Origin of the sequence: Diplocloster agilis, from assembly GCF_019042275.1 — a bacterium.
GTDB classification, from domain to species: Bacteria; Bacillota; Clostridia; order Lachnospirales; family Lachnospiraceae; genus Diplocloster; species Diplocloster agilis.
In genome coordinates this window covers 32,391-58,609 of sequence record NZ_JAHQCW010000021.1, presented here as the reverse complement: position 1 = coordinate 58,609, position 26,219 = coordinate 32,391, and the positions used below count along the sequence as shown (strand labels likewise).

The window sequence follows — 26,219 nt, the reverse complement described above, 5'->3', positions numbered from 1 at the left end:
TCGGACATTTTTCACTATAAATCTTTGCCAAAATATGCTAGCATACAAGTATGGTTTCAGTTTTGATCAAATATGACATCAGACAGTTCCGCTAGTTTAAACAAAAATCGAGGGAGAGGAATTGCTTATGAAAGAAATAAGGAGGATATCGGTTACCGATACCGTCGTGGAAAGGATTCAGGAACTGATCGATTCCGGCGAATATGAACCCGGCCAAAAGCTCCCGACAGAATCGAATCTTTGTGAAACTCTGAAAGTAAGCCGTACCAGCGTCCGGGAGGCCATGCGTATGCTGCAGGCTTTGGGATATGTCGATATATTGCCGGGAAAAGGCGCCTTTGTGGCGGAATACCAGAAGATCCCCAATCACTCCAACTGGTATGATATTGAAAATGCCCGTTTTAACGACTTTATGGAAGTCCGTATGGCCATCGAGACCCTGGCCGTGCGCTTATCCGTGGAGCGGGCTACCGAGAAGCAGGTGGGAGAACTGGAGAGCATCAACCAGTCATTCCTGGAAGCGGTAAAAAATCATGACGGACCGCAGATGATTATGCTGGATGAATTATATCACTCAAAAATCATTGAATTCACGGATAATAACTTATTAATGAATATCAATAAACAGCTGCTGGCCAGCTTCCGAAAATACCGGGGTGATTCCTTTATGAACACCAGCGTATATGCCAACGCGGTGGAGCCCCATACCCGAATTCTGCAGTGCTTCCAGATCCGCGCTCCGCTGCAGGCGGTGGAGGAGATGAAAAACCATCTGAACATTACCGCGAAGGATATGGAGATCATTCATACGAAATCGGACGGGCAGGAGGCGCCGTAATACCCAAAAATAGTAGCGCTCGAAAAAGCCTCGCTGACTATTTTTTATGCATCGCACGTAAGTGCCTAAAATGCAGGCACTAAGTGCTCATAGCTATAAAAAGAACAGGCAGGATACCTGTATGTAATACATATACGGGTTTCCTGCCTGAACGATACAATATTTTAATCCAGCTTATCATACTCTTCCCGGCTCAGGAATGAAAGCCATTCATTGGAGGCTCCCTTGGCCGGCACCTCCACGGCCAGATGCTGGAACCAGCTGTCCTTTGCCGCGCCATGCCAATGTCTCACCTCAGGCGGAATATTAACCACATCGCCGGCACGCAGTTCTCGGGCCGGCTGACCTTCCTCCTGATACCAGCCGCGGCCGCCGGTCACCAGTAAGATCTGGCCTCCCTTATGGTGTATGTGATATGCGTTAATCGTCTTCGGGGCGAATGTGACGACGCCGATTCCAACGCCGGTGGTAGTCAGCATATTGAGATAACACTCGCCTGTGAAATATTGTGCATACGCTCTGTTTTCTTCTCCGATCGGGAATATCGCTCCTCCTCCCAAATCCTTTTTCATCTGTTCCAAGTCCATCATGCATAACCTCCTTTGTTTCTGTTATTTCACGAGTCCTGTTAAAAACTCCACGGTCTCCGGATCATAATGGGAAAAGAACGCGCTTTCCCGCTCATCCAGTGCAGCGATCCTCTGCATATCAAAGTGATCCAGGGCAAAATCAAACACATCGAAATTCTGGGCCATCCTCTCTATATGGACGGACTTCGGTATTACAACAATATTCTTTTGTATCATATAACGCAGCGCTGTCTGCGCCGCCGTCTTACCATATTTTGCGCCGATCTCATTCAAGGTCTGATTGGTAAAGAAATCTTTCCTGCCTTCTGCAAAGGGGCCCCAGGATTCATGCTGTACCTTGTATTTTTCCATTGTTTCGCGGGCTCCGGCCTGCTGGTTAAACACATGGGTTTCCACCTGGTTAACCGCCGGAGCCACTTCGACAAAATGGCACAGGTCGATCAGCCGGTCCGGATAAAAATTCGATACCCCGATTGCACGTATTTTTCCTTCCCGGTACGCTTCTTCCATCGCGCGGTAAGTGCCGTAATAGTCATTGAAGGGCTGGTGAATCAACAGCAGATCTATATAATCTGTCTTAAGTTTACGCAGGGATTCCTCAATGGAAACCTTGGCTTTCTCATAGCCTGCGTTAGAGATCCATACCTTTGTTGTGACAAACAATTCCTCTCTGGGCAAACCGCATTTACTGATTGCTTGACCTACTCCTTCCTCATTGTAGTATGCCTGTGCCGTATCGATCGAACGGTAACCGGTCTTTATGGCATCCAGAACGCAGCGTTCACATTCCGCCGGATCGACCTGATAGACACCATATCCGAGGATTGGCATCTTCACTCCGTTATTTAAAGTTACATATTCCATTTCGACTCCTCCAATTCTATTGTTCCATCTCATTTTCCAATTGCTATTTTTTATAGTTATGAGCACTTGCGGCTGTTTTTAAGCCGCTTATGTGCGATACATGAAAAATAGTCAGCGAGGCTTTTTCGAGCGCTACTATTTTTTATTCAGCCATTTCCTGATATCCGTTTCCGCCGTCTGTACCTTCGCGCCGCAGATGGCAAGGCCCTCCTCCACGACGGCGCCTTTACAAAGCCTTTTGATATCCTGCAGACTGCGCCCCATACCGCTGCCCTCGTGGGTACAAAACGGCCGGACCGTTTTGCCGGTAAAATCCATTTTGTCCAGCAGGGTAAACACCGGCATCGGCATAGTTCCCCAATAATTCGGATATCCCAGGTAAATCTCATCGTACCCCTCAAGCTGTTGCGGGTATGCCGCCAGCTCCGGCCTGGCATCCCGCTTCTGATCCTGCCGCGCTTCTTCAATACATTCGTTATAATGATAAGAATACTCCACTGACGGTTCTATTTTAAACAGATCCGCCCCAGTTAACTTCTGTATCATTTCCGCCGCGATTTCCGTATTTCCTTTTGCAAGATTCCGTATCGCGCCGCTGACATAATTTTCCCCCGCACGTGAAAAATAGAGAATTATAGATGACATAAAAATTCCTCCTTCCATTCCTCAATGGTGTATTCCTATAGCTTTTATCTTTGTGTATTCATTATAACCACAAGAGAATTGACCAGGAATATCCGGTGTGTTAATATCGTATTAACCAAAAGTTAAAACGGAGGATTTTCCATGTACAACAGTTATCTGGACACTTTCATCTGCGTGGCTGACTGCGGCAGTTTTAACAAAGCGGCCGAACAGCTTTTTATCTCTCCTACAGCCGTTATGAAACAGATCAATGCGCTGGAAAAACAGCTGGATCTCATTTTGCTAAACCGTACGGCGAAGGGGATCACTCTGACCAAAGCCGGAGAATCCATATATAAAGACGCAAAATATATGATCGCCTATTCAGAACAGGCCATAAAAAAAGCAGGGAAGCTTGCGCAGACAGAACGCAAAACGCTGCGGGTCGGAACTTCCATGCTGAATCCCTGTAAAGTATTTATGGATCTGTGGTATCAGGTCAGTGATCAGTTCTCTCAATTCAAAATACAGGTCATTCCATTTGAGGACGATCATGACGGTATCTTATCCGTAATCAGCCAGATCGGCCAAACCTTTGATTTTATCGTGGGCGTCTGTGATTCCAGCCAATGGCTTTATTTATGCAATTTCTACCGGCTTGGAGAATTCAGGAAAATGATCGCGGTGCCGCACTCGCACCGTCTGGCAAAGAAGAAACGTCTGAAAATAACGGATCTGTACGGCGAAACCCTGATGATGGTTAAGCGGGGAGATTCTGAAATCAATGATCTTCTCCGGGATGATCTGGAAAAGAATCATCCGCAGATACACATTGAGGACACGCCGCATTTTTATGATATCAATGTGTTTAACCGCTGCGAAGAGACAAACCAGCTTTTATTAAATCTGGAATGCTGGAGAGATATCCATCCTTCTTTAGTCTCCATTTCTGTGGACTGGAACTATACGATACCTTATGGATTGCTGTACCCGAAAAAGCCTTCCAATACTATTCTGGAATTCTTGGACGCCTTAAGCAGCTTTGATCTGTCCCAGGACTAATGCTCCCGGGAGCCCAAAAATTAGCAAAGGAAAACTACAGAAAAAAGCAGCACCTTTCGGCGCTGCTTGGAATAACGGTTTATAAGTTTAACCCGGTAGCTGAGTTCGTGCAATTTTTACCAGCTTGGTAAATTCAAGAAAATGATCGCATCACTACACTCAAATATCCTTGAATAACTGTACGATACTCCTATTCCGGATTCTCATATGCTCCTGAAGAATAGGTCAGCTCATAGCTGTGGCTGTATACCTCGAAGATGATCCCGAACGGGTCTTCCACATAACACATCCGGTAAGGCTTGGAGTCCTTGTAATAGTAACGAATAGGCATCCTCTGCTTTCCGCCGTGCTTGACGATATTTTCCACAAAACCCTCCAGGTCCGGGTCCTGTACGGCAAAATGGAACAGGGAGGTTCTCCAGTATTTAAACTCCTTCTCATGGGGTTCATTCTGCGGAAACTCGAACATTTCAAATCCTATGCCATCCGAGGTGGACAGGTGAGCAATGCGGAACTTATCCCACCCCTCTCCGAACACATCGTCGCACATGACCCCGATATCCGAGTCATCCCTCTCGATCACCGACGGCGGCATGATCACATACAACCCCATAACCTCCGTATAGAATTTAACCGCTGCGTCCAGGTCCGGTACAGACAAACCAATGTGTGAAAAAGCCTTTGGGTACATAATTATCTCTCCTTTATTATTTTTTTAAACGGCGATTGCCGTTTGTTTCCTGTCTGCGGAACAGTTTAAGTTCCACACTTCGAATACGGTAATACCACAATAGGTGTTCAGTTACTGACTTCCTTCGCCCGGTTAATACCGGCTTTCGCTATCCCCCGTCCGAATATCCGTCCGATGGGCGCCCTCCACACATCCAGCAATACCGCAAGCAGGATCATCATTCCATTTACCACCTGCTGTATCGCCGTGGAGATCGAATTCAGATTCAGTACGTTTTGAACTATCAATACCGTTCCAGCACCAATCAGGGTAGCCACTACTTTTCCCTTTCCCCCGGTCATGCTGGTTCCACCGATCACCGCCGCCGCAATGGCGCTCATCTCCATACCCGGGCCAAAATTCTGGGACCCGGAATTCAGTCTGCAGGCATACAACACTGCCGCGATCCCTGTGCACATTCCCGCCAAAGAATAAGTCAGCATCAGTGTATGCTTCACATGAATGCCGGACAGCTGTGCCGCTTCCATATTTCCACCGACGGCATAAATTTTACGTCCGCTACGGGTGTAAGTCAGAAATATATGGGCCAGCGCAAAAAATACAACTATGTAAATTAGGGTTATCGGAAGCCCGAAAACGGTTGTGTAAAAGATCTTTTCCGTATCTGTTGATAAGGACTGCAGGGCAGATCCGTTGTTGATCATGTAGGATAGGCCCCGGAACATGCTCTGGGATGACAGAGTGGCAATAAAGGCTGGAATCTTCAGGTAAGATACCAAAAAGCCATTGAATGCGCCCATGATTACCCCCACGAACACCAGCAGTACCACTCCTGCCCATACAGATAATCCCCACGACTTTATCATGGTGGCAAACAGCATTGTCTGCAATGCCACCGCACTGCCGCAGGAGATATCGATTCCTCCCGTCAGGATCACAAATGTGGCTCCTACCGCCAGGAATGCAGTGACGCAGATCTGCAATACCAGATTTCTCAGATTACTCAGCACGAGGAAGCGTTCCGTACTGATACATGCCAGCAGGAAAACAACCAAAAATGCGATAAACGGCCCGATTATCTCCGATTTTAATATTTTTTTCATATTAGGATCTCACTCTCCCGCTCTTTTGACTATTTTGCCGCCCCATGGTAATCTCCATCAGTTCTTTTCGGGTGATGTTCCCCACAGGAACTGTTTCCGTGATTGTTCCATCCCTCACGATCGCCAGCCGGTCACTCATAGCGATCAGCTCCGGGAAGTCCGAACTGATGAGAATCACCGCCTTCCCGGCGGCAGTCAGCCGGTTCATAAGCTGGTATACCTCCACCTTGGCCTGCACATCAATCCCCTGGGTCGGTTCATCCATAATAAATATCTCTGCCTGCGAAAAGAGCCATCGGGCGATTACTACCTTCTGCTGATTACCACCAGACAGAAACCGAACTGATTTTTCCAGTGCCGTGGGAGTAATTTTCAGCCTATGTACATATTCCCTGCTACTGCTTTCCTCCTTTTTCAGGCTAAGCAGACCGGCCTGCAGCAGTTTTTCAAGCTTTACGACAGATATGTTCGGCCCGGCATGAAAATTCATAAACAGGCCGTCGGATTTCCGGTTCTCCGTAACAAAGGCAACACCGGCCCGAATGGCATCCTGCGGCCGCCTGATCCGCACCTTCCTGCCGTCAATCTTAAGACTTCCTTCCAGAAGAGAATCTGCTCCGAATATTCCCCGGGCAATCTGCGTCCGGCCGGAACCGATGAGCCCCGCAAAGCCCAGCACCTCACCCTTGTAAAGTTCAAATCCCGCATGACGCGCGCCCTGGCGGGTGGTCAGATTTTCAGCCTGCAGAATGACTTCCTCTGTTCCATTGTGTTCCTTGGGATAATGGTTTTCGATATCAGAACCGATCATGATACGCACGATCTCGCTCACGCTGATCTCCTGCCGCCCACATTCACCGGTCACTACACCGTCCTTCAGCACGGTTACCCGATCCACCAGGCTCTCCATCTCGTCCAGTCTGTGAGAAATATAGATGATGGCATACCCCTGATCTCTCAGTTTGCGGGTCAACAGATGCAGGCGCTCGATTTCCGACTGGCCCAACGCCGCTGTCGGCTCATCCATGATCAGCAAAGAGGCATGAATACTGAGGGCCTTCGCGATCTCTACCAGCTGCTGCTGTGCCACCGACAGGTTTTTTACCACCGCGGATGGATCGATATCGATATCCAGCCCGTCCAAAAGTTCCTCTGCTTCATTCCGCATCTTTTTCCAGTCAATCAGCCGGTTATTTTCCTTATATAATAAACGGCCCAGGAAAATATTCTCCACAACACTCAGGGTGGGAACCAGGGAAAATTCCTGGAAGATCGTGGCCACTCCCATCTTTCTGGCCGCGATAGGACTCGAAACGTGTACCAATTTCCCCTGATGATAAATATCTCCCTCCTCAGGTTGATATACACCGGAAAGACACTTTATCAGTGTGGATTTTCCACTTCCATTCTCCCCGATCAGTCCGTGAATTTCTCCCCTGTGAAACTGCATGGACACATCATCCAGCGCTTTTACTCCAGGGAATATTTTCGTCAGATGCTTAACTTCCCATAGCACTTCGCCGCGTTCACTCATATGCTTCTCCCATCGCCGCGGAACTTCCCTAGGTTCATACAGGCAGTTCCGCCGGCAAACTTTAGTCTAATACTCTTTGGAAGGCTGCGGACTCAGCCGCTCGGGCTGCTGCAGGAAATCCAGAACATTATCTTTGGTAGTGACATAGCCCGGAGTCTGCACCCATCCTCCCTCAAACTTTCCGTAGAGGATATCCACGGCTGCCTGGCAGGCGTACAGCCCCATTTCATAGGGAACCGTGTTCAGGGTAGAATATCCGTTTCCGTCGTAGATCATCTCAAGAAACTCGGTATCCCCATCGTTGGCAATTAAAATGATATCCGTACGGTTCAGCATTTTAAGCGCCATATAAGCTCCCTCCGCCTCTTGGTCATTGGCACAGTAGATCATATTGATCTCCGGATTCGCCTGGACCATATCCATACAGGCTGTGTTTCCGCCGTCTACCGTCCAGCTGCCGTTTACCCGGGACACGATCTCATAATTCTGATGATCCTTGATTCCCTCCTCAAAGCCTCCGCAGCGCTGTACCGTATGATAACCAGGAAGTCCTTCGATGATACCAATCTTCAGCTCCTCTCCCTGGAACTGCTCCGCGATCATCTTTCCCTGCTCCAGATTACCATTGTACTGGTCATAGCCCACTACTCCGCTTAGCGGTACTTCAAAATCCAAGCTGTCCGAATTCAGGTTAAATACCGCCACACCCGCGTTGATCGCTTCCGTAATCACAGGAGCAAGAGCGGCATCATCGTGGGGATTTAGCAAAATAACATTGACACCCATGGTAATGGCATCCTGCACCATGCCAACCTGGGTATTAATATCGCTGCCGCTCATGGGAGCCAGGGTTACCACCTCTGCGCCCAGCTCCTTCGCGGCTGCCTCCACGCCTACGCCCACAGCCTGATAATAAGTATATTCCAGTCCGGCGGGCATAAAGGCGATCTTTGGAACAGTCCCCTCCACATAATTCAGATTATCAACCGGAGCCTGTGAATTCAACACAGTCGGTTCCGGATATTCATAAATCTTTTTGTATTCAAATCCGCCGGACTCGGCATCCTGTTCTGCATCCACAGGGACTGCTGTCCCGGTTACTACTTCCGCTGCATCTTCCGTTATTTCTCCGGCAGCCGCCGTTTCAGCCGGCTTTTCTGCTCTCTTATCTGACGATCCGCACGCAATTAATCCCAAACATAAAACTCCCATTAGAATAAAACTCCATATTTTTTTCATACATACCTCTCCTATACCCATAGTGTACTCCCTGCGCCCCATGCAACACAAAGGAATATGTGAACTTTTCCTTGTTCCACCTTACCCATACTTATGATCAGATTAACTCCGAATTCCCCGGTATCCCGGAAATACTCTTGCAAGAATTTTCATTTCGGTTCTATCCTGTGATATTAGTATAAAAGAGACAAAGAAAAAAGTAAATAACGTACTTTTTTGTAAGTATCATACAAAAAAGTACGTTATTTTAGAGATCACGATGGGATATAAATCTTATTTTTCTTAGCGAATTCTTTTGTAAAATTACACAGGTCGTCTATAATGGGAATAATCGAATCGTATTCCCCCGACACCGAGTATTCCACTTTGACTGGTACCTGGCCGCGATCTACCCAGCGCACGATCATACCGCTGTTCTCCAGCTCTTTTAACTGGGTCGTCAACATCTTCTCCGTGATCTCCGGAATCGCCCGCCGCAACAGAGAAAAACGGTTGTCGCCATGAATGATGTGCCAAAGCAGCCGCAGCTTCCATTTACCGCCTATGAGATCAATCGTCAGAAGCAGAGCACATTTATATTCTGATTTCAGGTTTGCCATCCATTCACCTCTCTTCAGGATATAGGCTGCAAACGAATTATATATAACCGTTTGCTTTCTCTTTCTTCATAACAATATAGTCTTCCACCTGGCGCACCGTCTCTTCCAGATGCCTGCGCATCATAATGGAAGCCAGCTCACAGTCTTTCCGCAGGATATATTTGATAATCTGCGGATGGTATTCCAGCGCAACCTCAGGACCTATGATCTTGTGCAGACGCTCCTGATTGCTCAGCAGGCTTTCCATCAGCATGGTATAGATCTGCTTTACATAAAAATTACCAGTACCGTCAGCAATAGCCCGATGAAATTCAAAATCATATTTATAGAAATCGTCCGACGCACGATCACAATTCATAAGCCGTTCATGAACCTGCTCCAGATGCCAGTAATCTTCTTCCCTTGCATACTTTAAAAACTGCTTCACGTTGGTGGAGTCAAAGTAAACCCGGAACCGGATAATATCCAGCAGTTCCTCATCTGTAATGATATGGGTGGGAACGGCAATGAGAGCAATCGGATTGCTCTCCTGCACATAAGTTCCTGAACCCTGAATCTTTTTCAGAGTAGATGTAGCGACGAGCTTATCGATAGCCTGGCGCACAGCCACCCTGCTCACGCCCAACTCTTCGCAAAACTTCTGCTCTGTCCAGATCTTATCTCCCTCCTGCCACTGCATATTACGAATCTTATCGCAGATAAAATCATAAACCAATTCTGTTGCATTCGTTGTGTAAGCCATGAAAACCCCTCGCTTATCTATTTTTACCTAATTTCTTCCGTCCGTCTCACTCTTCAAAATCGATGACTGCAGCACGAATCGGGAAGCCGTCCGCCTCCGCGATTCCAACAGGCGCTCCGCTAAAGAACATCACTTCTCTCGGAAGCCGCTCCAGATTCGTCAATGCTTCTACTACCGCTACTCCACATTTCAGAAAAATCTTATGAACTTCCATCGCCTTATCGGGATTCAGGGAGGGCGCTTCCACTCCTATCATATGAACCCCCAACTCTACAAGATATTCCGCCAGTTTCTCGGTTATCACCGGGTAATCCGTAAAAAAGCGCGCTTCTCGGAAACACCCGGACCATCCCGTCTTCAAGATCACTTTCTTATGTTTCCTGATCTGTTCCTCGTAAGGCCTGACATCCTCCACCGATATCTCTTCAAAGGCTCCCCGGTGGGTACAGTCCACAATAACCGTATATCCTATATATTTTTCAATATCCACCTGGTCCAGACAGCATCCGGAATCCAGAAAATGTCTAGGGGCATCCGTATGGGTTCCTGCATGGCTGTTGATGGATGCGATTCCCAAATTATAGTTATCCTTCACGACAGTGTGGGACAGTCGATACTCCATCGGCGGTGTCCCCGGGAATACCTGCGTGGTTTTAACCGAAAACGGCAGCGTCAAATCATATATTTTCATAGGAACCTCCTAATACGCTTGTTTTATTTTATCACAAAAGGCTTTTGCCTGTAACTGTATTTCCAGGAATTTTTTATTTTCTGTCAAACGACAATTGACCAGATTCCCGCCTATGCCCACGCAGAGCGCCCCGCTATCCAGAAATTCACGGACATTCCCAGGGGTAATTCCTCCCACAGCCGACATAGGGATGTGTTTTAAAGGCCCTTTCACCGCCTTCACATAACCGACGCCCAGGATATCGATGGGATAAAGCTTCACAATGTCCGCTCCCGCCTCATAAGCGGACGTGATCTCCGAAGGCGTCAGCGCGCCGGGCATGGATAACATCCCTGCTTCCTTCGCTGTCCGTATGACGGCTGGGTCTGTATTGGGCGAAATAATAAACCTGGCGTTATGTTTTTCGGCCAGTTCCACTTCACCGGGGCTCAGAACCGTCCCTGCTCCCAATATAACCTGCTCTGCAAAACGTTCCCGGATTGCATCCAGGCAGTCCAGGGTATTCCTGATTCCCGCGCTTCCCGTGTGGTCAAAGGTGACCTCCACGCAGGATATCCCTCCAGCCAGCAGTGCGGCCACTGTCTCCACAATATCCCTTCTGTCCACTTCCCGGATAATGGCGATCAGTTTACTTTCTCTAAAAGTATCAACTAATGGGTGTTTCATAGGTCTCCTCTCTTTTCCATATCAGATACGGCCAAACTTCGCCAGCAGTTCTTCTACCGAAGCCCCTCTTAAGATTTCTTCCCTTGTGGCGATCTCCTTATCCGCCTGTTCCCTGGCCCTTTGATAGACTTCCGCCAGTTGTTCACAGGGAACTACCGCCACACCGATCTCATCGGCCACTACCAGGTCTCCGGGGCGGACGATAACGCCGCCGCAGACAATGGGAGTATTAATTTCAATCGGTTCTTTCCGTCCGGAATACGCTGTGTGGGAAGCCCGGGGGCCTACGGACTTCGCAGAGATCGGAAATCCGAGCATTCTGGACTCATCGGTATCACGGCAGCTTCCGTCGATGATCGCACCGGCCACTCCGGCATTCCGGGCCAGACCTGACATAAGGCCGCCCCAGATAGATGTCTCTGTTTCACCGAACGCATCAATCACAACCACATCCCCCGGCTTCGCAATCTCAAACACACCCAGACAGTCTACAATATCCCCTGCTGTCAGTTTTACCGTAATCGCCGGTCCTATTATTTTCTTTTCGATACTTCTGGGTTTAATATCTGGGCGCATTACATTGTCCCGTTCCATAGCATCCCCCACCACGCAGGACAAAGAGAGTACATCCTCCATATCCCGAAAGGGCTTTATCAGCGTTTCGTCAATCAAAGGTCTTGGATTTATTATTTTTTTCATTTCATTCATCCCTTCTTTTTACGGCGCAGCCTGCCGAAGCCGGCCTGCGCCCATCCGATTTTCGTATGAACATACCAGCTCATTTTTTTATTCCTTATAATACAGATCCTTCCCCGTATACCCCATCTGTCCGGATATCCGGCGGGCATTGTCCAGCAGAAGCCGCACATGTTCCGCATTTTCCGCCTGTCGGCCGTTTTCCTTGAAGTTCGCTATGCTTACGGCGGCAATCACATTTCCCTCATAATTCCGGATCGGGGCCGCGATACAATACACTGTGTTTTCCCCCTCGCAGTCATCAATCGCATAGCCTCTCTGTCTCGTCTGAAAGAGATCTTTTTTCAGTCCCTCTATATCCCGAATGGTATTGGAAGTCTGGGGGATCAATTCCCGGCCTTCATATATGCGCTCCACCTCCGCCACCGGCATGGAAGCCAGAATCGCCTTTCCCAGACCGGTATTATACATATCCTTGCTGGAGCCCAACTGAGCGGTAGTGATCACCGCTGCGCTCCCCTCCACTTTATCCAGATAAACAATCTTATCTTTATTTCTGACCGCCAGGAAAGCCGTAGCTTTGGTTTCCCTGGACATTTCTCTAAGATACGGTTTCGCCGCTTTCAGCAGGTCCGCTCCCTGTATGTAGGCCGCTCCTGCTTCAAAAGCCCTGATTCCCACGGCAAACGCTCTGACACCTTTGTCCGGCTGCATCAGATATTCCATCCGTACCATGGTATCAAGGATGTCGTTGGTACCAGCAAGCGGAATATTAAGCGCCTCGCTTATGGCTTTTGGCGTCACCGGACGTCTGGAACCGCTAACATAAGTCAGGATATCCAGTGTCCTCATAGCCGCTTTGTTCAAGCCCCTCCCCCCTCTCAGAAACTGTTCCCGGCATACCACTCGTTGGCTTCCAGATAGTAATCAGCCGTCTCAGCCGTAACAAGATTCACAGATGTATAGATATTATTAGGTGCGGTCTTAACCCCTGCTGCCGCGTCATCACTGGTAAGCGCGATGTTGTTCCCGCCGTATTTGGCGGTGATCAGGGATACCATAGACCAATATCCCATAGACACATCGTTCTGTACGATAGATGCGGTGATCAGCCCATCCTTGATCTGATTCAGAATATCTGAGTTTCTGTCCATCCCCAGTACGTCGATCTGGCCTGCCTTATTCGCTTCTTGTACCGCGGTCGAGGCCCCTGCCGCTCCTGTGGAATCCGTGCAGACGAATCCGGTGATCTCACTGTGGCTGTTGATGATATCCGTAGCGGCACTAACCGCAGTCACCGTATCGGCTTTGGTATCCCCATAGGCTACGATCTCGATACCGGGATATTCAGCGAACGCCGCTTCGAAGCCTGCCTGCCGTTCTTCGAACATGGTATTTCCCGGCAGCGTCATAATCGCTATCTTACCCTCCCCGCCGACAGATTCCGCATACAGCCGGCCGCCGTCATAACCCATGTCATACTGGGAAGAGCCGATATAACTAAGCCTGTCGCTGGTGGATACATCACCGCAGAAGGTTACTATATTGATTCCTTTTTCTAACGCGCTGTTGATACTGGCTTCCAGGGCAGGGTCATATCCCCACACGGCAATTCCCGCCGGATTCTTTGCCACAGCGGAATCCATGGCGCTGACCATGGCGCTCACATCGTCATCCGTGGGACCGACCCAGCTTGTCTTCACTCCGAAAAGCTCCCCAGCCTTCTCCCAACCGTATTTGTGCGCGTTAAAATATTCCAGGTTGTTCAGGCAGCAGACTGCTATGTATTCATCGGATGTATCGATCTGGCTTTGGAGAGTACCGTCGCCTGACACAGCGGCCGAGGCTGCTTCTTTGCTGCCGGAGCAGCCTGCCAGCATAGTGATCAGCATAAATACGGTTAAAGTGACAGCTGTTATTTTTTTCATATTTTTTCTCCTTTTCTTTTCCGTTTTACAATTAAATTTGTGGGTATCATTTACTATAATCCTTTTGAGACTACTTTTTTATTCAATAGAAATCCGCTCATACCGAACTAGCCCTATTTTTCCACTCTCCCCTCATTCTCATTATCATGAACAATCAATACTTTTATCTTATCGCGTGCGGCTTTCATGCGTACAAACTCCAAAGCCTCGACGGACTGATCAAAGAGAAATCTATGGGATATGCAGCCTGCCGCATCCACCTTTTTTGCAGCTATCAGCCGCAGGGCCGGAGCAAAGGAGTTCGGGCTGGCCAGCATGCCTACCACAGTAATATCTCTGGTAACAATATAGTCCATATCCATAGATATTTGTTCCTTCCCTGTGATACTCATGGCGCAGATCTTACCTCCGGGCCTGACCAGACGGATCGCATCTTCGTATGCCGCGGCATTACCGGAAGCTTCGAATACGACGTCCGCCGGACCACCAAGCGCTGTTTCCACCTGCCCCTTAAGATCTTCCTGCCCATGTACTACCAGATCTATTCCCCAGCCATTTACTTTCTCCCGGTGCATATCTTTTCTTGCCACCAGACAGACCCGGCCTGCTCCCGAACAGTTGGCGATCTGGGCCGCCAGCATGCCGATGGAACCATCACCGATTACAGCTACCCTGTCTCCCGGATTCAGCCCGGTCTTTTTGACTCCATAGAGCGCTGTTGCTGTAGGTTCCGTAACCGCGGCTTCCTCCCAAGTTACCCCTTCCGGCACTTTATACAGATTTTTCCCTTCGGTTTTCAGATATTCTGCCATGCTGCCGTCATAGCGGATCACACCCAGTTCCGTTCTTTGAGAACACAGGTGATACATTCCCCGCAGACAGTTTTCGCATTTTCCGCAGCCGATGCTGATATCTCCGACCACCAGGTCCCCGACCGAGAAGCCTGTCACCTGGCTGCCCATGGCCGCCACATAGCCCGACCACTCATGCCCGATGGTAAGCGGCATGCGGGATAAGCCCTCCCGGTAATAGGGCATGCTTCCGTCGTACAGTTCAATATCCGTGGTACAGATTCCCATAGCCTTTACCCGTACCAACACTTCATTATCGTTCAAAACCGGGACCGGGACTTCTTGAAGTTCCATCTTCAAAGGTGCGGTAACTCGATATGCTTTCATTGTTTTCTTCATTATTTCCTCCATTGCGCGTATCTCCTGCGCTTGATTTCAGTTTTTGGTAAACGCCACTTCTATGCAATTACCTTTCTGCCCGTCTTACGTTTGCCGTTTATGGCATCGATGAGAATGGCAATGATCAAAATGGCTCCGGTAACAAAATTCTGCCAGTACATATTCACACTAAGCATATTCAAAGAAGTTGAAATCAGTTGCATGAATACCGCTCCCAGAAATGCTCCCAATACGGTTCCCTGGCCGCCGTTTAAACTGGCCCCTCCGATAATGGCTGCCGTGATTACATTCATTGCGGTGTTGTCTCCCAGCGTAACAGAGGCGTTTCCAAAACGGGCAGTAATCAGAACTCCGGCCAGTCCGGCGAAAAAAGAGGACAGGCAGTACATCAGCATTTTGATCTTTTTCACATGAATCCCGTTTAGCCTGGCAGCCAGCTCGCTGCTGCCAATGTAATAAGTCTGGCGCATGAACCGGGTATGACGGACTAACAGGTCCATCACAATCACCAGCACGATCATGATAAGAATCGGATACTGGATTCCCGCGATCTTCCCCTGACCGATGGCCTTGAAAGAGGCCGGCATATTCAGCACCGCCTTTCCCTGGGAGATGACCAGCATCAGCCCTTTCACTACCATCATCATTCCCAGTGTTGTGATAAATGAATTCAGACCGATTTCAGAAATGAGAAACCCATTTAGCAGCCCGATCGCCAAGGCCAAAAGCAGGGCCGCGAGAATGGACAAGAAAACAGGTATCCCTTTATTGATCATCATAGCGACCGCCACGCCGGTAAATGCCATTACCGATCCCACAGACAGGTCAAGGCCAGCGATAATCAGCAGCAGCACCATGCCGAGTACAATGATCCCCTCTACAGTCAATGCTACAAACATCGATATGATATTCGTTCCCGACAAAAAGTGGGGAGAAAATATAGATATGATCAGTGACAAAGCAATAATGATAAGTAACAGAGCCGGTTCCCGGCGAGAAAAAATTTTTTTAAATATTTTCATTCTTTATACTCCTCCTGTTTTTGAATCCCGGTTACATATTTGATAATATTGTCCTCGCTAAACTCCGCTCTCTTGATCAGGCCGTTGACTCTGCCGTTATGCATAATCAGAATCTCATCACTCATACCAATCAGTTCCGGCATCTCCGATGATATTATGATGACACATTTCCCTTGCCGGGCATATTGTTTGATGATTTGATAGATTTCCGCTTTGGCGCCTACATCCACCCCTCTAGTGGGTTCGTCAAATATAATCACATCCGGATCAATTCCCATCCACATAGCGATCAGAACCTTCTGCTGATTACCTCCGGAAAGATTCCCAACCGTCTGCTGTACCGACGGAGTAGCAATGGAATATTTTTCCTTCTGCTGTTTCGCATTTTTCTGGATCAGCGACTCCCGCATAAGCCCTTTGGGGGCAAACTTTCTTAACATGGCCGCCACCAGGTTCGCCTTGATCGGCAAGTTCAGATACAGTCCCAGCCCCTTTCGGTCTTCTGTCAGATATGCAATTTTATTTGCAATGGCGTCGCTCGGGGAATGGATCTGTATCTTTTTCCCGTTTAAAAGCACCTCTCCCTTGTCCGTTCTGTGCGCTCCGATCACCCCCAGAGCCAGTTCTGTACGGCCTGCGCCGATCAGGCCACTTATTCCTAAGATTTCACCCTTGCGCACACCGAAGGATACATTTTCATACATACCGGAGCAGGTAAGATTTTTCACCTCAAAGTATAAGGGCTCCTTTGTATCCAAAGGTTTACCGGCTTCTCCATATACATCTTTGATTTCCCTGCCCACCATCATGGTGACGATTTCATTTTCCGTGGTTTCCGCCACATTCTTTCTGCCTATATACTGCCCGTCCCTCATAACAACCGCACAGTCCGCCAACGCAAATATTTCGGAGAGTTTGTGAGAAATATAGATAAAGGAGACCCCTTCTCTCTTTAACATGCGCACAGTCTTGAACATCAGCTCCGTCTCTGTCTCCGTAAGAGAACTGGTGGGTTCATCCAGGATAATGACCCTTGGTTTCATGGAGATGGCCTTCAGGATCTCCAGCAACTGGCAGGTGCCTACGGACAGGTTTTTCACCAGTGTACCCGGGTCCACATCAATTTCGAATTTACGCAGCAGTTCATTCGTTTCCGCGTAGAGCTGTTTCCATCGGATCGCCCCACTCTTACTGACAGGCTGCCTGTTCATAAAAATATTCTCAGCCACCGACATGTTGCCCACCATTGACAGCTCCTGATAGACCATTCCTACTCCCTTGGCCATGGCTTCGCTGGGTGAGCTGAAGTCCTGGGGCTCTCCTTCTATATATACGGTGCCGGAATCCGGTTTTACCGCACCGCATATAATCTTTGTAACGGTGGATTTACCGGCCCCATTCTCGCCCAGCAAGGCAAGGACTTCTCCCCGTTTCAGGCTGAAACTGACATCGCTTACCGCCTTCACTCCAGGGTAGGTCTTAACTATGTGTTCCACCCGCAATACATCATCCAAATTTGATTCCCTCCTGTTCCATCGCATCATCCGCTATTGCTTCATCCGCTTTTCCATTATTTCGATAGCTCCATATCCCGCTACGTTTTCCTGATTTACCTTTTCTGCCATTCGTACGTTCCCCTCAAATCCTTTTCTTTCCCGCAGAAGTATCGCAAATCCCCTCGCGTATGCAGAGTCCCCTCCGATCAGAACCATACTGTCCTGCTTCATCTCATACACCGGACTGTGGAACAACGCCTGCAGGTCCGTCTCTATAATGGCTCCCAGCAGATAGTTGGCCCGCTGGCTGCGGGTGCTCTCGGAGAACAGATCCAGTATTCGTACGGAGAATGCGCATCTGTTCAGACCTTCCCGAGCCGCAGCGGCAGCGCCTGCCCTGAGCCAGGTCTCCTGAATCTCCTCCACATATCCGGCCTGCAGCGAAGAAGATATGATGGAAGATCTGGTCAGCTCCATCAGGATTTCCCCGGCCATTGTAGTGGTACAGCCTTGAATCTCATCCTTTTTATTCACATAGACATATTTCGTATGTGAACCGGGCAACACTAAAACCACAGGACCTTTTATTTTTTCCCGGCTTAGAAGCCCAAACGTCTCTACCTCCTCTCCTCTCATAATATCCATGGAAGAGCAATTCCAAGCTTCCACCCCAGGAGTATAATTCTGTACCCCGGGAATAAAAAAAATCGGATGCAGCATACTCACCTCGGGAATCTCTTTTTTCACGCACTGTCCCGCCAGCTTTTCAGCAGAGACAGGAGCGGTTGCTCTGGGGATCTCACACAGCCCCAGCTCGGAGCTGATCATTCCGCTGGCTATGATGATCTCTACTTCTTGTTCGTTGATCCCGCACCTATGGAGGGCCGCTTCCAGACATTCGCGGACTGTGGCTTTTAACTTCCGGTTATTTCCTTCTATAGAAGTCATCCGTACGCCTACCTCTCTTTTTTCCGTATGTATGGCATTTTTGCCCTGCCAAACAGTTACCCTCGTATTCGTCGTACCTGTGTCAATGGTAACTCTGTACATTCTGTAGATCTCCTTCCCTTTTGAACAATCTCTCGCAAAATGGTATTATCTTTTATCTGATAATCCGTTTTTGCTTTGCTCTTATTTGCATTTTACTTAATTTGTATTATCTTTTCAACCGTAAATATCGCAAAATTTATATGATGTTTTTTGTGTATTTTTCTGATATATTTCGTTATTTTTTTGACAATTAGCCATTTTAGCCAATTTTTAGTTTTAATTTGTATTATCTTTTTGGATTGTTCGATCTTGACTTTTCAAAACACATCTTCTAATATTGGTATTATCAATTTGATTTTATTTTGAAAGGAGTGCAGGTATTTTGACAAAATTTAAGGTCTACATAAGCGACTATGACTATCCGGATATCTCAATCGAGAGGAAAATACTGGAACCTATAGGCGCAGAAGTTATCGGTCTGAAATGTAAAACAGGGGAACACCTGGCCGAACAGGCAGCGGACGCTGATGCGATTATACAGCAGTACGCTAAAATTCCTCGGGCCACTATCGAACAGCTGACCAACTGCAGGATTATCGCCCGCTATGGAATTGGAGTGGATATTTTGGATGTAGCAGCCTGCAGAGAACGCGGAATCATCGTAACCAATGTGCCGGATTACTGTATCGACGAAGTGGCGGATCACGCGATCAGCTTTTCCTTCATGCTCATGAGGAACCTTCCTTTTTATGACCGGAAGGTTCATCAGGGAAGCTACCGCTGGCAGGACTGGCGTGCTCCCCTCCCCAGATTTCGCGGGGCCGTATACGGCCTGATCGGTTTTGGCCGAATCGCCCAGAATCTGGCTCGGAAGCTTCAGGTCTTCGGCTTCCGGGCAGTTAGCTATGATCCGTACGTATCGGCAGAGTTCATGGCTACTTATGGGGTGGAGAAGGTTTCCTGCGAAGAGTTATTCCAAAGTTCCACTGTCATCAATGTACTCTGTCCCTACACGAAGGAAACCCATCACATCGCAGGACGGGATACCATCGCGCTGATGAGGCCTGACAGTTATCTCGTCGGTGTATCGCGGGGAAAATGTATCGATAACGTAGCACTTTATGAGGCTTTAAAAGACCGGCGGATCGTAGCGGCAGCGCTAGATGATCCCGAGGAAGAACCTATGAAGACGGAAAACTGGGAACCGGTAAATCCATTATTTTCGCTGGACAATTGCTTTTTTACTCCACACAGCGCTTACGCAACCAAGGAATCTCTGGAATCCTGCAGGCATGTGGCTGCCGAGAATGTAAAACAGGTACTCACCGGCGGCAAACCGTTGAATCCAGTGAAGTAGCACACAGCTTTACAAACAGCGGTAAAAAAATCCTAGCGCAAATATAGAAGAAAATTGACTCAAAAAAAGAGGATGCCCTCAATACTGGGTACATCCTCTTTTTTCTTATTTTTGTTGATTGTCAGCTGTCGTCGGCAGCCCTTTGCAGTTTCCGTCAAACCGGATGTCACAGGTTACCCCCTGAGAATCTATCTTTTTCAGCATCCACTCCGCCAGATTTTCTTTGGCACTCGGTTCTTATAAAGAAATATGGAACGTTTTAATACGGACTTTTTTAAACATTTAAGGGACATTTCTTGTTAAATTCCCTGCTATATGGTAAAATATTTACCACTTTGAATCAAGCTGATATGTGCACCCTGTTAAAAACCCATTCATTCAGGTTATAGGTAAAATATCTTTGAAATCAGACTGCTGACACAGCGGTCTTTTTTAGCATATTCTACTATTTACCGTATACGGTATATATATCTTACAACCTTTCTCTTCTCAATTACATGATACCTGTAATCGGCAAAAAGCTTCATTTTGCTTCCTCTTTTATCGGCCGCAGACTGAGGTGCACCTCATGGTCGCACATATCGCCGGTTGGTAAAATTTACCTAGTTGTCGAAATAAGGGAGGTTGTATGATGCGCCAATACAAATTGCTGCTTCAGGGCTTTCTTATGAACCAGATCCTGTTCTACAGATCTGAAAACCAACTCACCCAGGAACAAATGGCTGAATTACTGCATATTTCTCCCCGTTCTTATTTTGATCTGGAACACGGAAAATATGGTTTGTCGGCATTGACATTGGTCTTTTTTCTGTCGATGTTGCCGAAATCCGAAGTTGGAAATCTATTGGATGAATTTCAGCTGCTTATAGATAATGAGGGATAAGAAGACGTCGTCCTTCTCTAAAGCCAAGACGCCGTTAGAAATGATAAACGAAAGAAGTATAAGTGTAATGGAATTAGGAGAAAAACTAGCATATTACAGACATGCAAAGGGACTTACTCAATGTGAAGCCGCCAAAATGCTGCACGTATCGCGCCAGTGTCTGGGGAATTGGGAAGCCGGCCGCAGGGAACCATCCATAGAAGCGTTTGCCCGCATATGCCAGTTATACGGAATCACAGCAGAACTATTGTTTCCGGATGAACTTGAATACTGATATAATACTCTAACTTTATACTCTAATTGAACATGAATCCATCCAACCGGCAGCTCATCGGGCCGTTCCGCTTCTCCGGAACGGCCCTTGTTGGTTTACTCAAATCTTGGTCAGATCCATTTTTAAAGGCCCCTGTCTACCTCCAGCGCCGTATCTATCCATTCCATGCAGGCACAGTGCCAATGTGCAAACGCCTCCTCATAGTTTCTCTTTAACACCTCATACGCTTCCTCCTGCTGCCAGGGCATGCCATTCCAGAATTCTTCCGAGCAGATCCATGTATCCCACATCGACCTCATTTGTCTGTCCAGACGGCCGCACACCATAGAGGCAGCCTCCAACTGCTCCCCGGCCAGGCGCATTTTCCAGTCCGCATAGGCTTCCTCCGCCGGTATCTCCTTAAGCCTGTGGCGCTCCGCTTTTGGCACCGCACGCATACCTGCGATCAGCGCCTGTTCCTCCGCCCTGATCTGTGCAGAGAGAGCGGGGCCATCGGACATCTTCCTTCTGCGCTCCAGATAGTGCTCATAGCCAAAAGGATAATAAAGGACCGACTGATCTTCGAAGATCAGCACCGCATCCGCCACCTGCCGGACGAAATAACGGTCATGGGACACAAAAAGGATCGTCCCGGTATACGCCCGGAATGCAGATTCCAACGTTTCCTTCGCCTGAATGTCCATATGATTTGTGGGCTCATCCAGTATAAGGAAATTCGGTCGGCTCTGCAGCAATTCCGCCAGAACCAGCCTGGCCTTTTCTCCACCGGACAGCGTGCACACCTGTTTTTGCGCCTCCCCGCCTCCAAACAGGTAGGCGCCGAGTATGCTCCGGGCCTCCTTCTGCGTCAATGCCGGGAAATAACTGCTGAAATGCTCAAAAACGGTTTGTGTGGATTCGACCGCAGCGCTGTGCTGGTCAAAATATCCTATTGTGATATGACTGCCCAGAGAGAACTGCCCGTCAAGAGACGGCAGATAGCCTGCCACGGTCTTCAGAAATGTGGTTTTTCCGGCCCCGTTAGGCCCCAGAAGCGCGATCTTTTGTCCCCGGCGGATCCGCATGGTAATCTCCAGCAGCGGATGATCATATCCGATTTTCAGATGTTCCGAATCAAAGACCCATTTACCTCCCGGCACCAGCGGGTTGATCTCCCCGGTAAAAATATGGGCGTCATCTTCCGACGGCTTTTCCACCCGCTCCATCCGCTCCATGCTCTTCTTCTTGGATCTGGCGAAAGAAGCTTTATTCGGTTTATGCTTAAACCGCTCCACCAGCGCTTCCAGACGGGCCAGCTCTTCCTGCTGCCGCTCATATGCTTTTCGCTGAATCCGTATTCTTTTCAGTTTTTCCTGACGGTAATGTGTGTAGTTTCCCGGATACCGTGTCAAACTCCGGTCCGAAAGCTCATAGACCACCTCGGCCACCTGATCCAGGAAAAAACGGTCATGGGATACCATCACCACCGCGTTCGGATAGCTTTTCATATAATCTTCCAGCCATTCCGCCGTCTCCGTATCCAGATGATTCGTCGGTTCATCCAGCAGCAAAATATCCGGCTTGCTAAGAAGCAGCCGGATCAGCGCGATCTTCGTCTGCTCTCCCCCGGAAAACTGGTTCAGTCTCTTTTTTTTATGCTCCTTTTCAAAGCCAAATCCGGTAAATAAGATATCGTACTCTCTCTCATATTCAAAACGTTCTCGTTCAAAGGAACCGCGGCACGGACAGGAATCCAGGAGTTCTTCCTCTACCGTACGGTTATCATCCTGATAATTATGCTGGGAAAGCAGTCCCACGGTCAGCTGGCGGGAACAGCGGATCCCCGGGCCCTCGCGCCTGTCATCCCGGTCCAGGGGGAGTTCCCCGGCGATCAGTTTAAGCAGCGTGGTCTTTCCTGCGCCATTCTTCCCTACCACGGCGATCTTCTCCGTGCCGTGAATTTCAAAATCGATGTGGTTCAATACCGGTTCTCCGCCCAGCGATACGGTTCCGTTGGTTATCTGGTATAACATTGTTCTGCACTCTTTTCCTGCTTGTTGTTCATTTCAGCCTGCCATTCATTACTTGATATATTTTTGCAGATCAATTTCGTACCGCAAACATTGCAATTAGGCGGATTATGTTGTGACCTCTCCGCGCTTCCCACGAAACCACACTTTTCACAGAAAAAAATCAATCTTTCTTTCTCATAAAATAATCCCATATTTCATTCTCCTCACCGCTAACCGTTTTTGATATTCCGCATGCTGTTTGCTCTTCCGGCTGTTGTCCATCTCATAATTGGAAGTACCTATCATATTACATGTATTGTATCATATCAAGATTACTTTTTACATCACATAAATTTCGATCAAATATTCTTCTATGTACTATGAACCGCCCCCTGTCTACTTGACAGGGGGCGGTTCAACTTAGCGTCCTTCCTCGGGGCTTCGTATGCCCGCTGCTTAGGGTTTGGAACCCCGGGCGGTATACGGGACGCGCCGGGTGGCTGGGTTCTTTTGTATCTCTCTGGGAGCGCATAGGGCGGCTGCGTATCCGCTTGGTGGAATCGGAAAGCCGGATTCAGGATACACGGCCGACTTCACGTCCGACAGGCAAGAGCCTCTGAACCGGGAACACATCACGTGTTCCTGGTTCAGAGGCTCGGTTCCTGAATCCGGCTTTCGTCACTCTTACGTTATTCCGATAAGTAAAGATTCACTTTTTTCATCACTTCACCCGCAGCTGTCTCCGGTGTGATATCTCCTTTCAGACAGGGAGCCGCCTGCTCTACTACCGCCTCAAAGATAACACTGTCCATCAGGGTAGGTGTCTTCAGCTTTTTGATTAACTGTTTCAATGTTTCCACCTGCTCCGGCGCGGGTTTTGTGATTTCCAGGAAGACCGCTCCCGAATCATCGCCGTCCATCGATATGGAGACGCCCTGATTATCCTCTTCGCCCAACTGTGCAGACGCATCAAACGCTTTTTGGTTTACCGGGAATCCGTCGTATGTCAGCAGCTCCTGAACTTCCTGGGACAGCAGCCTTTTTACCACTTCCCTGGCAGCGTCCGCATTATTACATTTTGAACTTACGCCGATAATAGAAGACGGGATAAATATATCCTGCGCCTGACTTTGCTGTGTCTGCATAGCAAGCTCCGGCATTTTATTGATAATAGAAGTCACAAGCCCGTAACCATCCGCCACATCCGCGAGATATCCCATTTCCATCTTAGAGCCTTCCGTCAGAAGGTTCATAGGCGAGATCTCCGGGGTTCGGAAACTAAACTTATTGGCGCCGCCGATTACATAATAATCTTTGGAATAGGACAAATCTTGTTCACTTAATCCGGCCGTCTGATCCTCATACATTTGTTTTACCAGCTGGTAAAACTGGGTCAACACCTCTTCTTTCAGTGTTCCATCTTCATTTAGCCAGGCCGGGGAAGCGGCATCATAAAAATATTCCAGAAACTGCTCCGGATCTGTCGTATTTTTATCTAAGACCGTCCCTTCCGGATTCTCTTCCCGGATCTTATGGAACGCGTCGGCGTATGCCTGCAGATCCGTCAGCTGCCCGACGATCTCTTTCGGTCCCTGCACCACCGGTATCAAAAATTTCGTGGGAACGGCGCAGATTTTTCCATCTTTCTCATAGGTCCTGGCAATATTATCGAATAATGTGTCCTGGGGATACTCGGAATCCAGCAGATCTTTCAGGTCCATTAACAGCCCTTTTTGCGCATAAGCTTCTATGGGCATTCCATCCAGTATCAGAATATCCGGGCCTTTTCCGGCCATAATCTCTGTGTTCAGGGTACGCAGCGCATCCGATACGGTGACGGCGTCCTCCCCGGTCAGGCCTGCCTCATAGTTGATCTGCATACTGGGATTTTCTTTCTGTATCTTAGCGATCGCCTGGCGCATTCCCTGATTGTCGTACAGACTGTATATCTTTACGATTTGATCCGGTACCGCCGGTGTGTCTGCGGAATAATAATAATGCATCAGATGCGATCCGCTCTCACCGCTGTATACCGCCAGAAATTCATCATTTGCAATGGGAATCAGATGCAAAAACAGAAAAGCGGGATCTCCCATGGAGGTCAGGCCCCCTTCGCTGATCTGCTCCATCATTGAGCCTCCGAATATATGCCGGTACAGGCCCTGTTTGCCGGCGAAAAATACGCCTTCGTTCCCCTCATCCGCGGCCAGCAGGTAGGAAGCCCCCTCCACGAAAAATTGGCTGCCCGCCATATTCTGTTCTGTTTCCACCATTTTCTGCAACGCTTCGTCCACCGGCAGGACGGCTCCTGTTTCCAGAGAAAATATTTCCATACCGGAATAAGTAACGGCCATGAGCCTATCTCCGGCCAGGCTGATCCGTATGAGCGGATCTTTGGCCTCCCACGTCTGTAAAACCGCCCCGCTTTTCACGTCCAGCTCATAGATCGTTCCGTTGATTCCCGCCGCCAGCAGTCTGTTATCATCGCTGAACAAATACTGGATCAGTGGATCGTTCGGATCCGACTGGGGGGTAAAAGCAGCCGCATTTCCTTCGGCGTCCACATATAAGTATTCATAATCGGACGTGTCCATTGACACCTTTCCTCCATCCGCCTCCGCGCCTGAAAACGTGACTGCGGCTGATTCTGCCTCTGACTCTTCTTCATTCTGAGTGTCGTTCTGCATGAATTCCAGAACCATGCTTTTATCCGGACTGATTGCCGCCCGCCAGAGCATTTTTCCTTTGATCTGCTCATTCCACCAGGGCATATCCACCATCTGCCAGGTTTTTCCCTGGTCCTGTGATTCGAAGATCCCTTTCTCCTCTACGATCATGCGGAGATTTCCGTCCGCCAGCTTCTGCATTGCTTTTATTTGATTTGGTTTCTCCCCGATCGAATCCTCCAGGGAGTATTCTTCTTCCACGTATCTGCCCATCACCGGGTTCTTCCCGCTGTCCGTGTTGCTTTTCACACCGTCCCCGCTGCCGCCGCAGCCTGAAGCTGTAATCATAAATACGCACAGAACCGCAGACAGTACTCTCTTTGTTGTTCTCATATTTACCTCCGTTTTCTTCCGCTTTCATAACGGATTCCATTTTATTATTTCCCTTCTGTGAAACCGTACCACAGGTTTCTCTAAGGAATC

The 26,219-nt window shown here is 48.5% G+C and carries 25 protein-coding genes; 5 read left to right on the top strand and 20 right to left on the bottom strand.

What is annotated here, in order from left to right:
* Nucleotides 1–127 precede the first annotated feature (127 nt).
* Nucleotides 128–838, top strand: coding sequence for a FadR/GntR family transcriptional regulator (locus tag KTH89_RS13225; protein ID WP_158345525.1), 711 nt, complete (start codon nt 128–130; stop codon nt 836–838).
* 164 nt (nt 839–1,002) lie between these two features.
* Here KTH89_RS13225 and KTH89_RS13220 read toward each other — a convergent pair whose 3' ends face one another.
* The 3 genes from KTH89_RS13220 to KTH89_RS13210 all read right to left on the bottom strand — a co-directional run bounded on the left by KTH89_RS13220 (nt 1,003) and on the right by KTH89_RS13210 (nt 2,937).
* Nucleotides 1,003–1,425 (bottom strand): cupin domain-containing protein, encoded by a 423-nt coding sequence (locus tag KTH89_RS13220; RefSeq protein WP_158345556.1) that lies wholly within the window; start codon nt 1,423–1,425, stop codon nt 1,003–1,005.
* A gap of 24 nt (nt 1,426–1,449) precedes the next feature.
* Nucleotides 1,450–2,292, bottom strand: coding sequence for an aldo/keto reductase (locus KTH89_RS13215; RefSeq protein ID WP_238722024.1), 843 nt, complete (start codon nt 2,290–2,292; stop codon nt 1,450–1,452).
* 135 nt (nt 2,293–2,427) lie between these two features.
* A complete protein-coding gene (locus KTH89_RS13210) occupies nt 2,428–2,937 on the bottom strand; it encodes a flavodoxin (RefSeq protein ID WP_238722023.1) in 510 nt (169 codons plus the stop codon).
* A gap of 141 nt (nt 2,938–3,078) precedes the next feature.
* Here KTH89_RS13210 and KTH89_RS13205 point away from each other — a divergent pair, with 141 nt between their 5' ends.
* Nucleotides 3,079–3,978, top strand: coding sequence for a LysR family transcriptional regulator (locus tag KTH89_RS13205; protein ID WP_238722022.1), 900 nt, complete (start codon nt 3,079–3,081; stop codon nt 3,976–3,978).
* A gap of 190 nt (nt 3,979–4,168) precedes the next feature.
* On the opposite strand, the gene KTH89_RS13200 is transcribed toward KTH89_RS13205, so the two are convergent.
* The 15 genes from KTH89_RS13200 to KTH89_RS13130 all read right to left on the bottom strand — a co-directional run bounded on the left by KTH89_RS13200 (nt 4,169) and on the right by KTH89_RS13130 (nt 18,625).
* Nucleotides 4,169–4,669, bottom strand: coding sequence for a lactoylglutathione lyase family protein (locus KTH89_RS13200; RefSeq protein ID WP_238722021.1), 501 nt, complete (start codon nt 4,667–4,669; stop codon nt 4,169–4,171).
* A 107-nt stretch (nt 4,670–4,776) separates the two neighbouring features.
* Nucleotides 4,777–5,772 (bottom strand): ABC transporter permease, encoded by a 996-nt coding sequence (locus tag KTH89_RS13195; RefSeq protein WP_158345520.1) that lies wholly within the window; start codon nt 5,770–5,772, stop codon nt 4,777–4,779.
* A gap of 1 nt (nt 5,773) precedes the next feature.
* Nucleotides 5,774–7,306: a sugar ABC transporter ATP-binding protein gene (locus KTH89_RS13190; RefSeq protein WP_158345519.1), complete on the bottom strand. Its 1,533-nt coding sequence runs from the start codon at nt 7,304–7,306 to the stop codon at nt 5,774–5,776.
* A gap of 66 nt (nt 7,307–7,372) precedes the next feature.
* Entirely contained in the window at nt 7,373–8,545 is a 1,173-nt protein-coding gene (locus tag KTH89_RS13185; protein WP_238722020.1) for a sugar ABC transporter substrate-binding protein, read from the bottom strand.
* A gap of 254 nt (nt 8,546–8,799) precedes the next feature.
* Nucleotides 8,800–9,144, bottom strand: a complete 345-nt coding sequence (locus tag KTH89_RS13180; RefSeq protein WP_158345517.1) for a winged helix-turn-helix transcriptional regulator — start codon at nt 9,142–9,144, stop codon at nt 8,800–8,802.
* A 37-nt stretch (nt 9,145–9,181) separates the two neighbouring features.
* Nucleotides 9,182–9,886, bottom strand: a complete 705-nt coding sequence (locus KTH89_RS13175; protein ID WP_158345516.1) for a FadR/GntR family transcriptional regulator — start codon at nt 9,884–9,886, stop codon at nt 9,182–9,184.
* 46 nt (nt 9,887–9,932) lie between these two features.
* Entirely contained in the window at nt 9,933–10,577 is a 645-nt protein-coding gene (locus KTH89_RS13170; protein WP_158345515.1) for a cyclase family protein, read from the bottom strand.
* A 9-nt stretch (nt 10,578–10,586) separates the two neighbouring features.
* On the bottom strand, nt 10,587–11,243 hold the full coding sequence (locus KTH89_RS13165) for a bifunctional 4-hydroxy-2-oxoglutarate aldolase/2-dehydro-3-deoxy-phosphogluconate aldolase (RefSeq protein ID WP_238722019.1): 657 nt from the start codon (nt 11,241–11,243) through the stop codon (nt 10,587–10,589).
* A 21-nt stretch (nt 11,244–11,264) separates the two neighbouring features.
* The gene (locus KTH89_RS13160) at nt 11,265–11,942 is read right to left on the bottom strand and encodes an RraA family protein (protein WP_238722018.1); all 678 of its coding nucleotides are present in this window, start codon (nt 11,940–11,942) and stop codon (nt 11,265–11,267) included.
* Nucleotides 11,943–12,029: 87 nt separating this feature from the next.
* On the bottom strand, nt 12,030–12,806 hold the full coding sequence (locus tag KTH89_RS13155; protein WP_158345512.1) for an IclR family transcriptional regulator: 777 nt from the start codon (nt 12,804–12,806) through the stop codon (nt 12,030–12,032).
* A 14-nt stretch (nt 12,807–12,820) separates the two neighbouring features.
* The gene (locus tag KTH89_RS13150; RefSeq protein ID WP_238722017.1) at nt 12,821–13,867 is read right to left on the bottom strand and encodes a substrate-binding domain-containing protein; all 1,047 of its coding nucleotides are present in this window, start codon (nt 13,865–13,867) and stop codon (nt 12,821–12,823) included.
* A 113-nt stretch (nt 13,868–13,980) separates the two neighbouring features.
* Nucleotides 13,981–15,057: a zinc-dependent alcohol dehydrogenase gene (locus KTH89_RS13145; RefSeq protein WP_238722016.1), complete on the bottom strand. Its 1,077-nt coding sequence runs from the start codon at nt 15,055–15,057 to the stop codon at nt 13,981–13,983.
* 59 nt (nt 15,058–15,116) lie between these two features.
* Nucleotides 15,117–16,079, bottom strand: a complete 963-nt coding sequence (locus tag KTH89_RS13140) for an ABC transporter permease (protein WP_158345509.1) — start codon at nt 16,077–16,079, stop codon at nt 15,117–15,119.
* Nucleotides 16,076–17,593, bottom strand: a complete 1,518-nt coding sequence (locus KTH89_RS13135; protein WP_238722015.1) for a sugar ABC transporter ATP-binding protein — start codon at nt 17,591–17,593, stop codon at nt 16,076–16,078. The genes KTH89_RS13140 and KTH89_RS13135 overlap by 4 nt, the downstream gene beginning before the upstream one ends.
* Before the next feature lie 33 nt (nt 17,594–17,626).
* On the bottom strand, nt 17,627–18,625 hold the full coding sequence (locus tag KTH89_RS13130; RefSeq protein WP_158345507.1) for a 2-dehydro-3-deoxygalactonokinase: 999 nt from the start codon (nt 18,623–18,625) through the stop codon (nt 17,627–17,629).
* Between the two features lie 322 nt (nt 18,626–18,947).
* Between KTH89_RS13130 and KTH89_RS13125 the strand changes: the two genes are divergently transcribed.
* The 3 genes from KTH89_RS13125 to KTH89_RS25225 all read left to right on the top strand — a co-directional run bounded on the left by KTH89_RS13125 (nt 18,948) and on the right by KTH89_RS25225 (nt 21,079).
* The gene (locus KTH89_RS13125) at nt 18,948–19,922 is read left to right on the top strand and encodes a C-terminal binding protein (protein ID WP_238722014.1); all 975 of its coding nucleotides are present in this window, start codon (nt 18,948–18,950) and stop codon (nt 19,920–19,922) included.
* A gap of 628 nt (nt 19,923–20,550) precedes the next feature.
* Entirely contained in the window at nt 20,551–20,805 is a 255-nt protein-coding gene (locus KTH89_RS13120; RefSeq protein ID WP_238722013.1) for a helix-turn-helix transcriptional regulator, read from the top strand.
* Nucleotides 20,795–21,079, top strand: coding sequence for a helix-turn-helix transcriptional regulator (locus KTH89_RS25225; protein WP_408639965.1), 285 nt, complete (start codon nt 20,795–20,797; stop codon nt 21,077–21,079). The genes KTH89_RS13120 and KTH89_RS25225 overlap by 11 nt, the downstream gene beginning before the upstream one ends.
* A gap of 122 nt (nt 21,080–21,201) precedes the next feature.
* Here KTH89_RS25225 and KTH89_RS13115 read toward each other — a convergent pair whose 3' ends face one another.
* The gene (locus KTH89_RS13115; protein ID WP_238722012.1) at nt 21,202–23,091 is read right to left on the bottom strand and encodes an ABC-F family ATP-binding cassette domain-containing protein; all 1,890 of its coding nucleotides are present in this window, start codon (nt 23,089–23,091) and stop codon (nt 21,202–21,204) included.
* 668 nt (nt 23,092–23,759) lie between these two features.
* Nucleotides 23,760–26,129, bottom strand: a complete 2,370-nt coding sequence (locus tag KTH89_RS13110) for an extracellular solute-binding protein (RefSeq protein WP_238722011.1) — start codon at nt 26,127–26,129, stop codon at nt 23,760–23,762.
* Between the last annotated feature and the right edge of the window lie 90 nt (nt 26,130–26,219).

Excerpts from the sequence above, each read along its gene's own strand:
- KTH89_RS13175 (WP_158345516.1), bottom strand. The coding sequence starts at position 9,886 with ATGGCTTACACAACGAATGCAACAGAATTGGTTTATGATTTTATCTGC.
- KTH89_RS13145 (WP_238722016.1), bottom strand. The coding sequence starts at position 15,057 with ATGAAGAAAACAATGAAAGCATATCGAGTTACCGCACCTTTGAAGATG.
- KTH89_RS13210 (WP_238722023.1), bottom strand. The coding sequence starts at position 2,937 with ATGTCATCTATAATTCTCTATTTTTCACGTGCGGGGGAAAATTATGTC.
- KTH89_RS13215 (WP_238722024.1), bottom strand. The coding sequence starts at position 2,292 with ATGGAATATGTAACTTTAAATAACGGAGTGAAGATGCCAATCCTCGGA.
- KTH89_RS13185 (WP_238722020.1), bottom strand. The coding sequence starts at position 8,545 with ATGAAAAAAATATGGAGTTTTATTCTAATGGGAGTTTTATGTTTGGGA.
- KTH89_RS13165 (WP_238722019.1), bottom strand. The coding sequence starts at position 11,243 with ATGAAACACCCATTAGTTGATACTTTTAGAGAAAGTAAACTGATCGCC.
- KTH89_RS13150 (WP_238722017.1), bottom strand. The coding sequence starts at position 13,867 with ATGAAAAAAATAACAGCTGTCACTTTAACCGTATTTATGCTGATCACT.
- KTH89_RS13195 (WP_158345520.1), bottom strand. The coding sequence starts at position 5,772 with ATGAAAAAAATATTAAAATCGGAGATAATCGGGCCGTTTATCGCATTT.
- KTH89_RS13225 (WP_158345525.1), top strand. The coding sequence starts at position 128 with ATGAAAGAAATAAGGAGGATATCGGTTACCGATACCGTCGTGGAAAGG.
- KTH89_RS13220 (WP_158345556.1), bottom strand. The coding sequence starts at position 1,425 with ATGGACTTGGAACAGATGAAAAAGGATTTGGGAGGAGGAGCGATATTC.
- KTH89_RS25225 (WP_408639965.1), top strand. The coding sequence starts at position 20,795 with ATGAGGGATAAGAAGACGTCGTCCTTCTCTAAAGCCAAGACGCCGTTA.
- KTH89_RS13110 (WP_238722011.1), bottom strand. The coding sequence starts at position 26,129 with ATGAGAACAACAAAGAGAGTACTGTCTGCGGTTCTGTGCGTATTTATG.
- KTH89_RS13190 (WP_158345519.1), bottom strand. The coding sequence starts at position 7,306 with ATGAGTGAACGCGGCGAAGTGCTATGGGAAGTTAAGCATCTGACGAAA.
- KTH89_RS13170 (WP_158345515.1), bottom strand. The coding sequence starts at position 10,577 with ATGAAAATATATGATTTGACGCTGCCGTTTTCGGTTAAAACCACGCAG.
- KTH89_RS13140 (WP_158345509.1), bottom strand. The coding sequence starts at position 16,079 with ATGAAAATATTTAAAAAAATTTTTTCTCGCCGGGAACCGGCTCTGTTA.
- KTH89_RS13180 (WP_158345517.1), bottom strand. The coding sequence starts at position 9,144 with ATGGCAAACCTGAAATCAGAATATAAATGTGCTCTGCTTCTGACGATT.
- KTH89_RS13115 (WP_238722012.1), bottom strand. The coding sequence starts at position 23,091 with ATGTTATACCAGATAACCAACGGAACCGTATCGCTGGGCGGAGAACCG.
- KTH89_RS13200 (WP_238722021.1), bottom strand. The coding sequence starts at position 4,669 with ATGTACCCAAAGGCTTTTTCACACATTGGTTTGTCTGTACCGGACCTG.
- KTH89_RS13120 (WP_238722013.1), top strand. The coding sequence starts at position 20,551 with ATGATGCGCCAATACAAATTGCTGCTTCAGGGCTTTCTTATGAACCAG.
- KTH89_RS13205 (WP_238722022.1), top strand. The coding sequence starts at position 3,079 with ATGTACAACAGTTATCTGGACACTTTCATCTGCGTGGCTGACTGCGGC.
- KTH89_RS13160 (WP_238722018.1), bottom strand. The coding sequence starts at position 11,942 with ATGAAAAAAATAATAAATCCAAGACCTTTGATTGACGAAACGCTGATA.
- KTH89_RS13130 (WP_158345507.1), bottom strand. The coding sequence starts at position 18,625 with ATGTACAGAGTTACCATTGACACAGGTACGACGAATACGAGGGTAACT.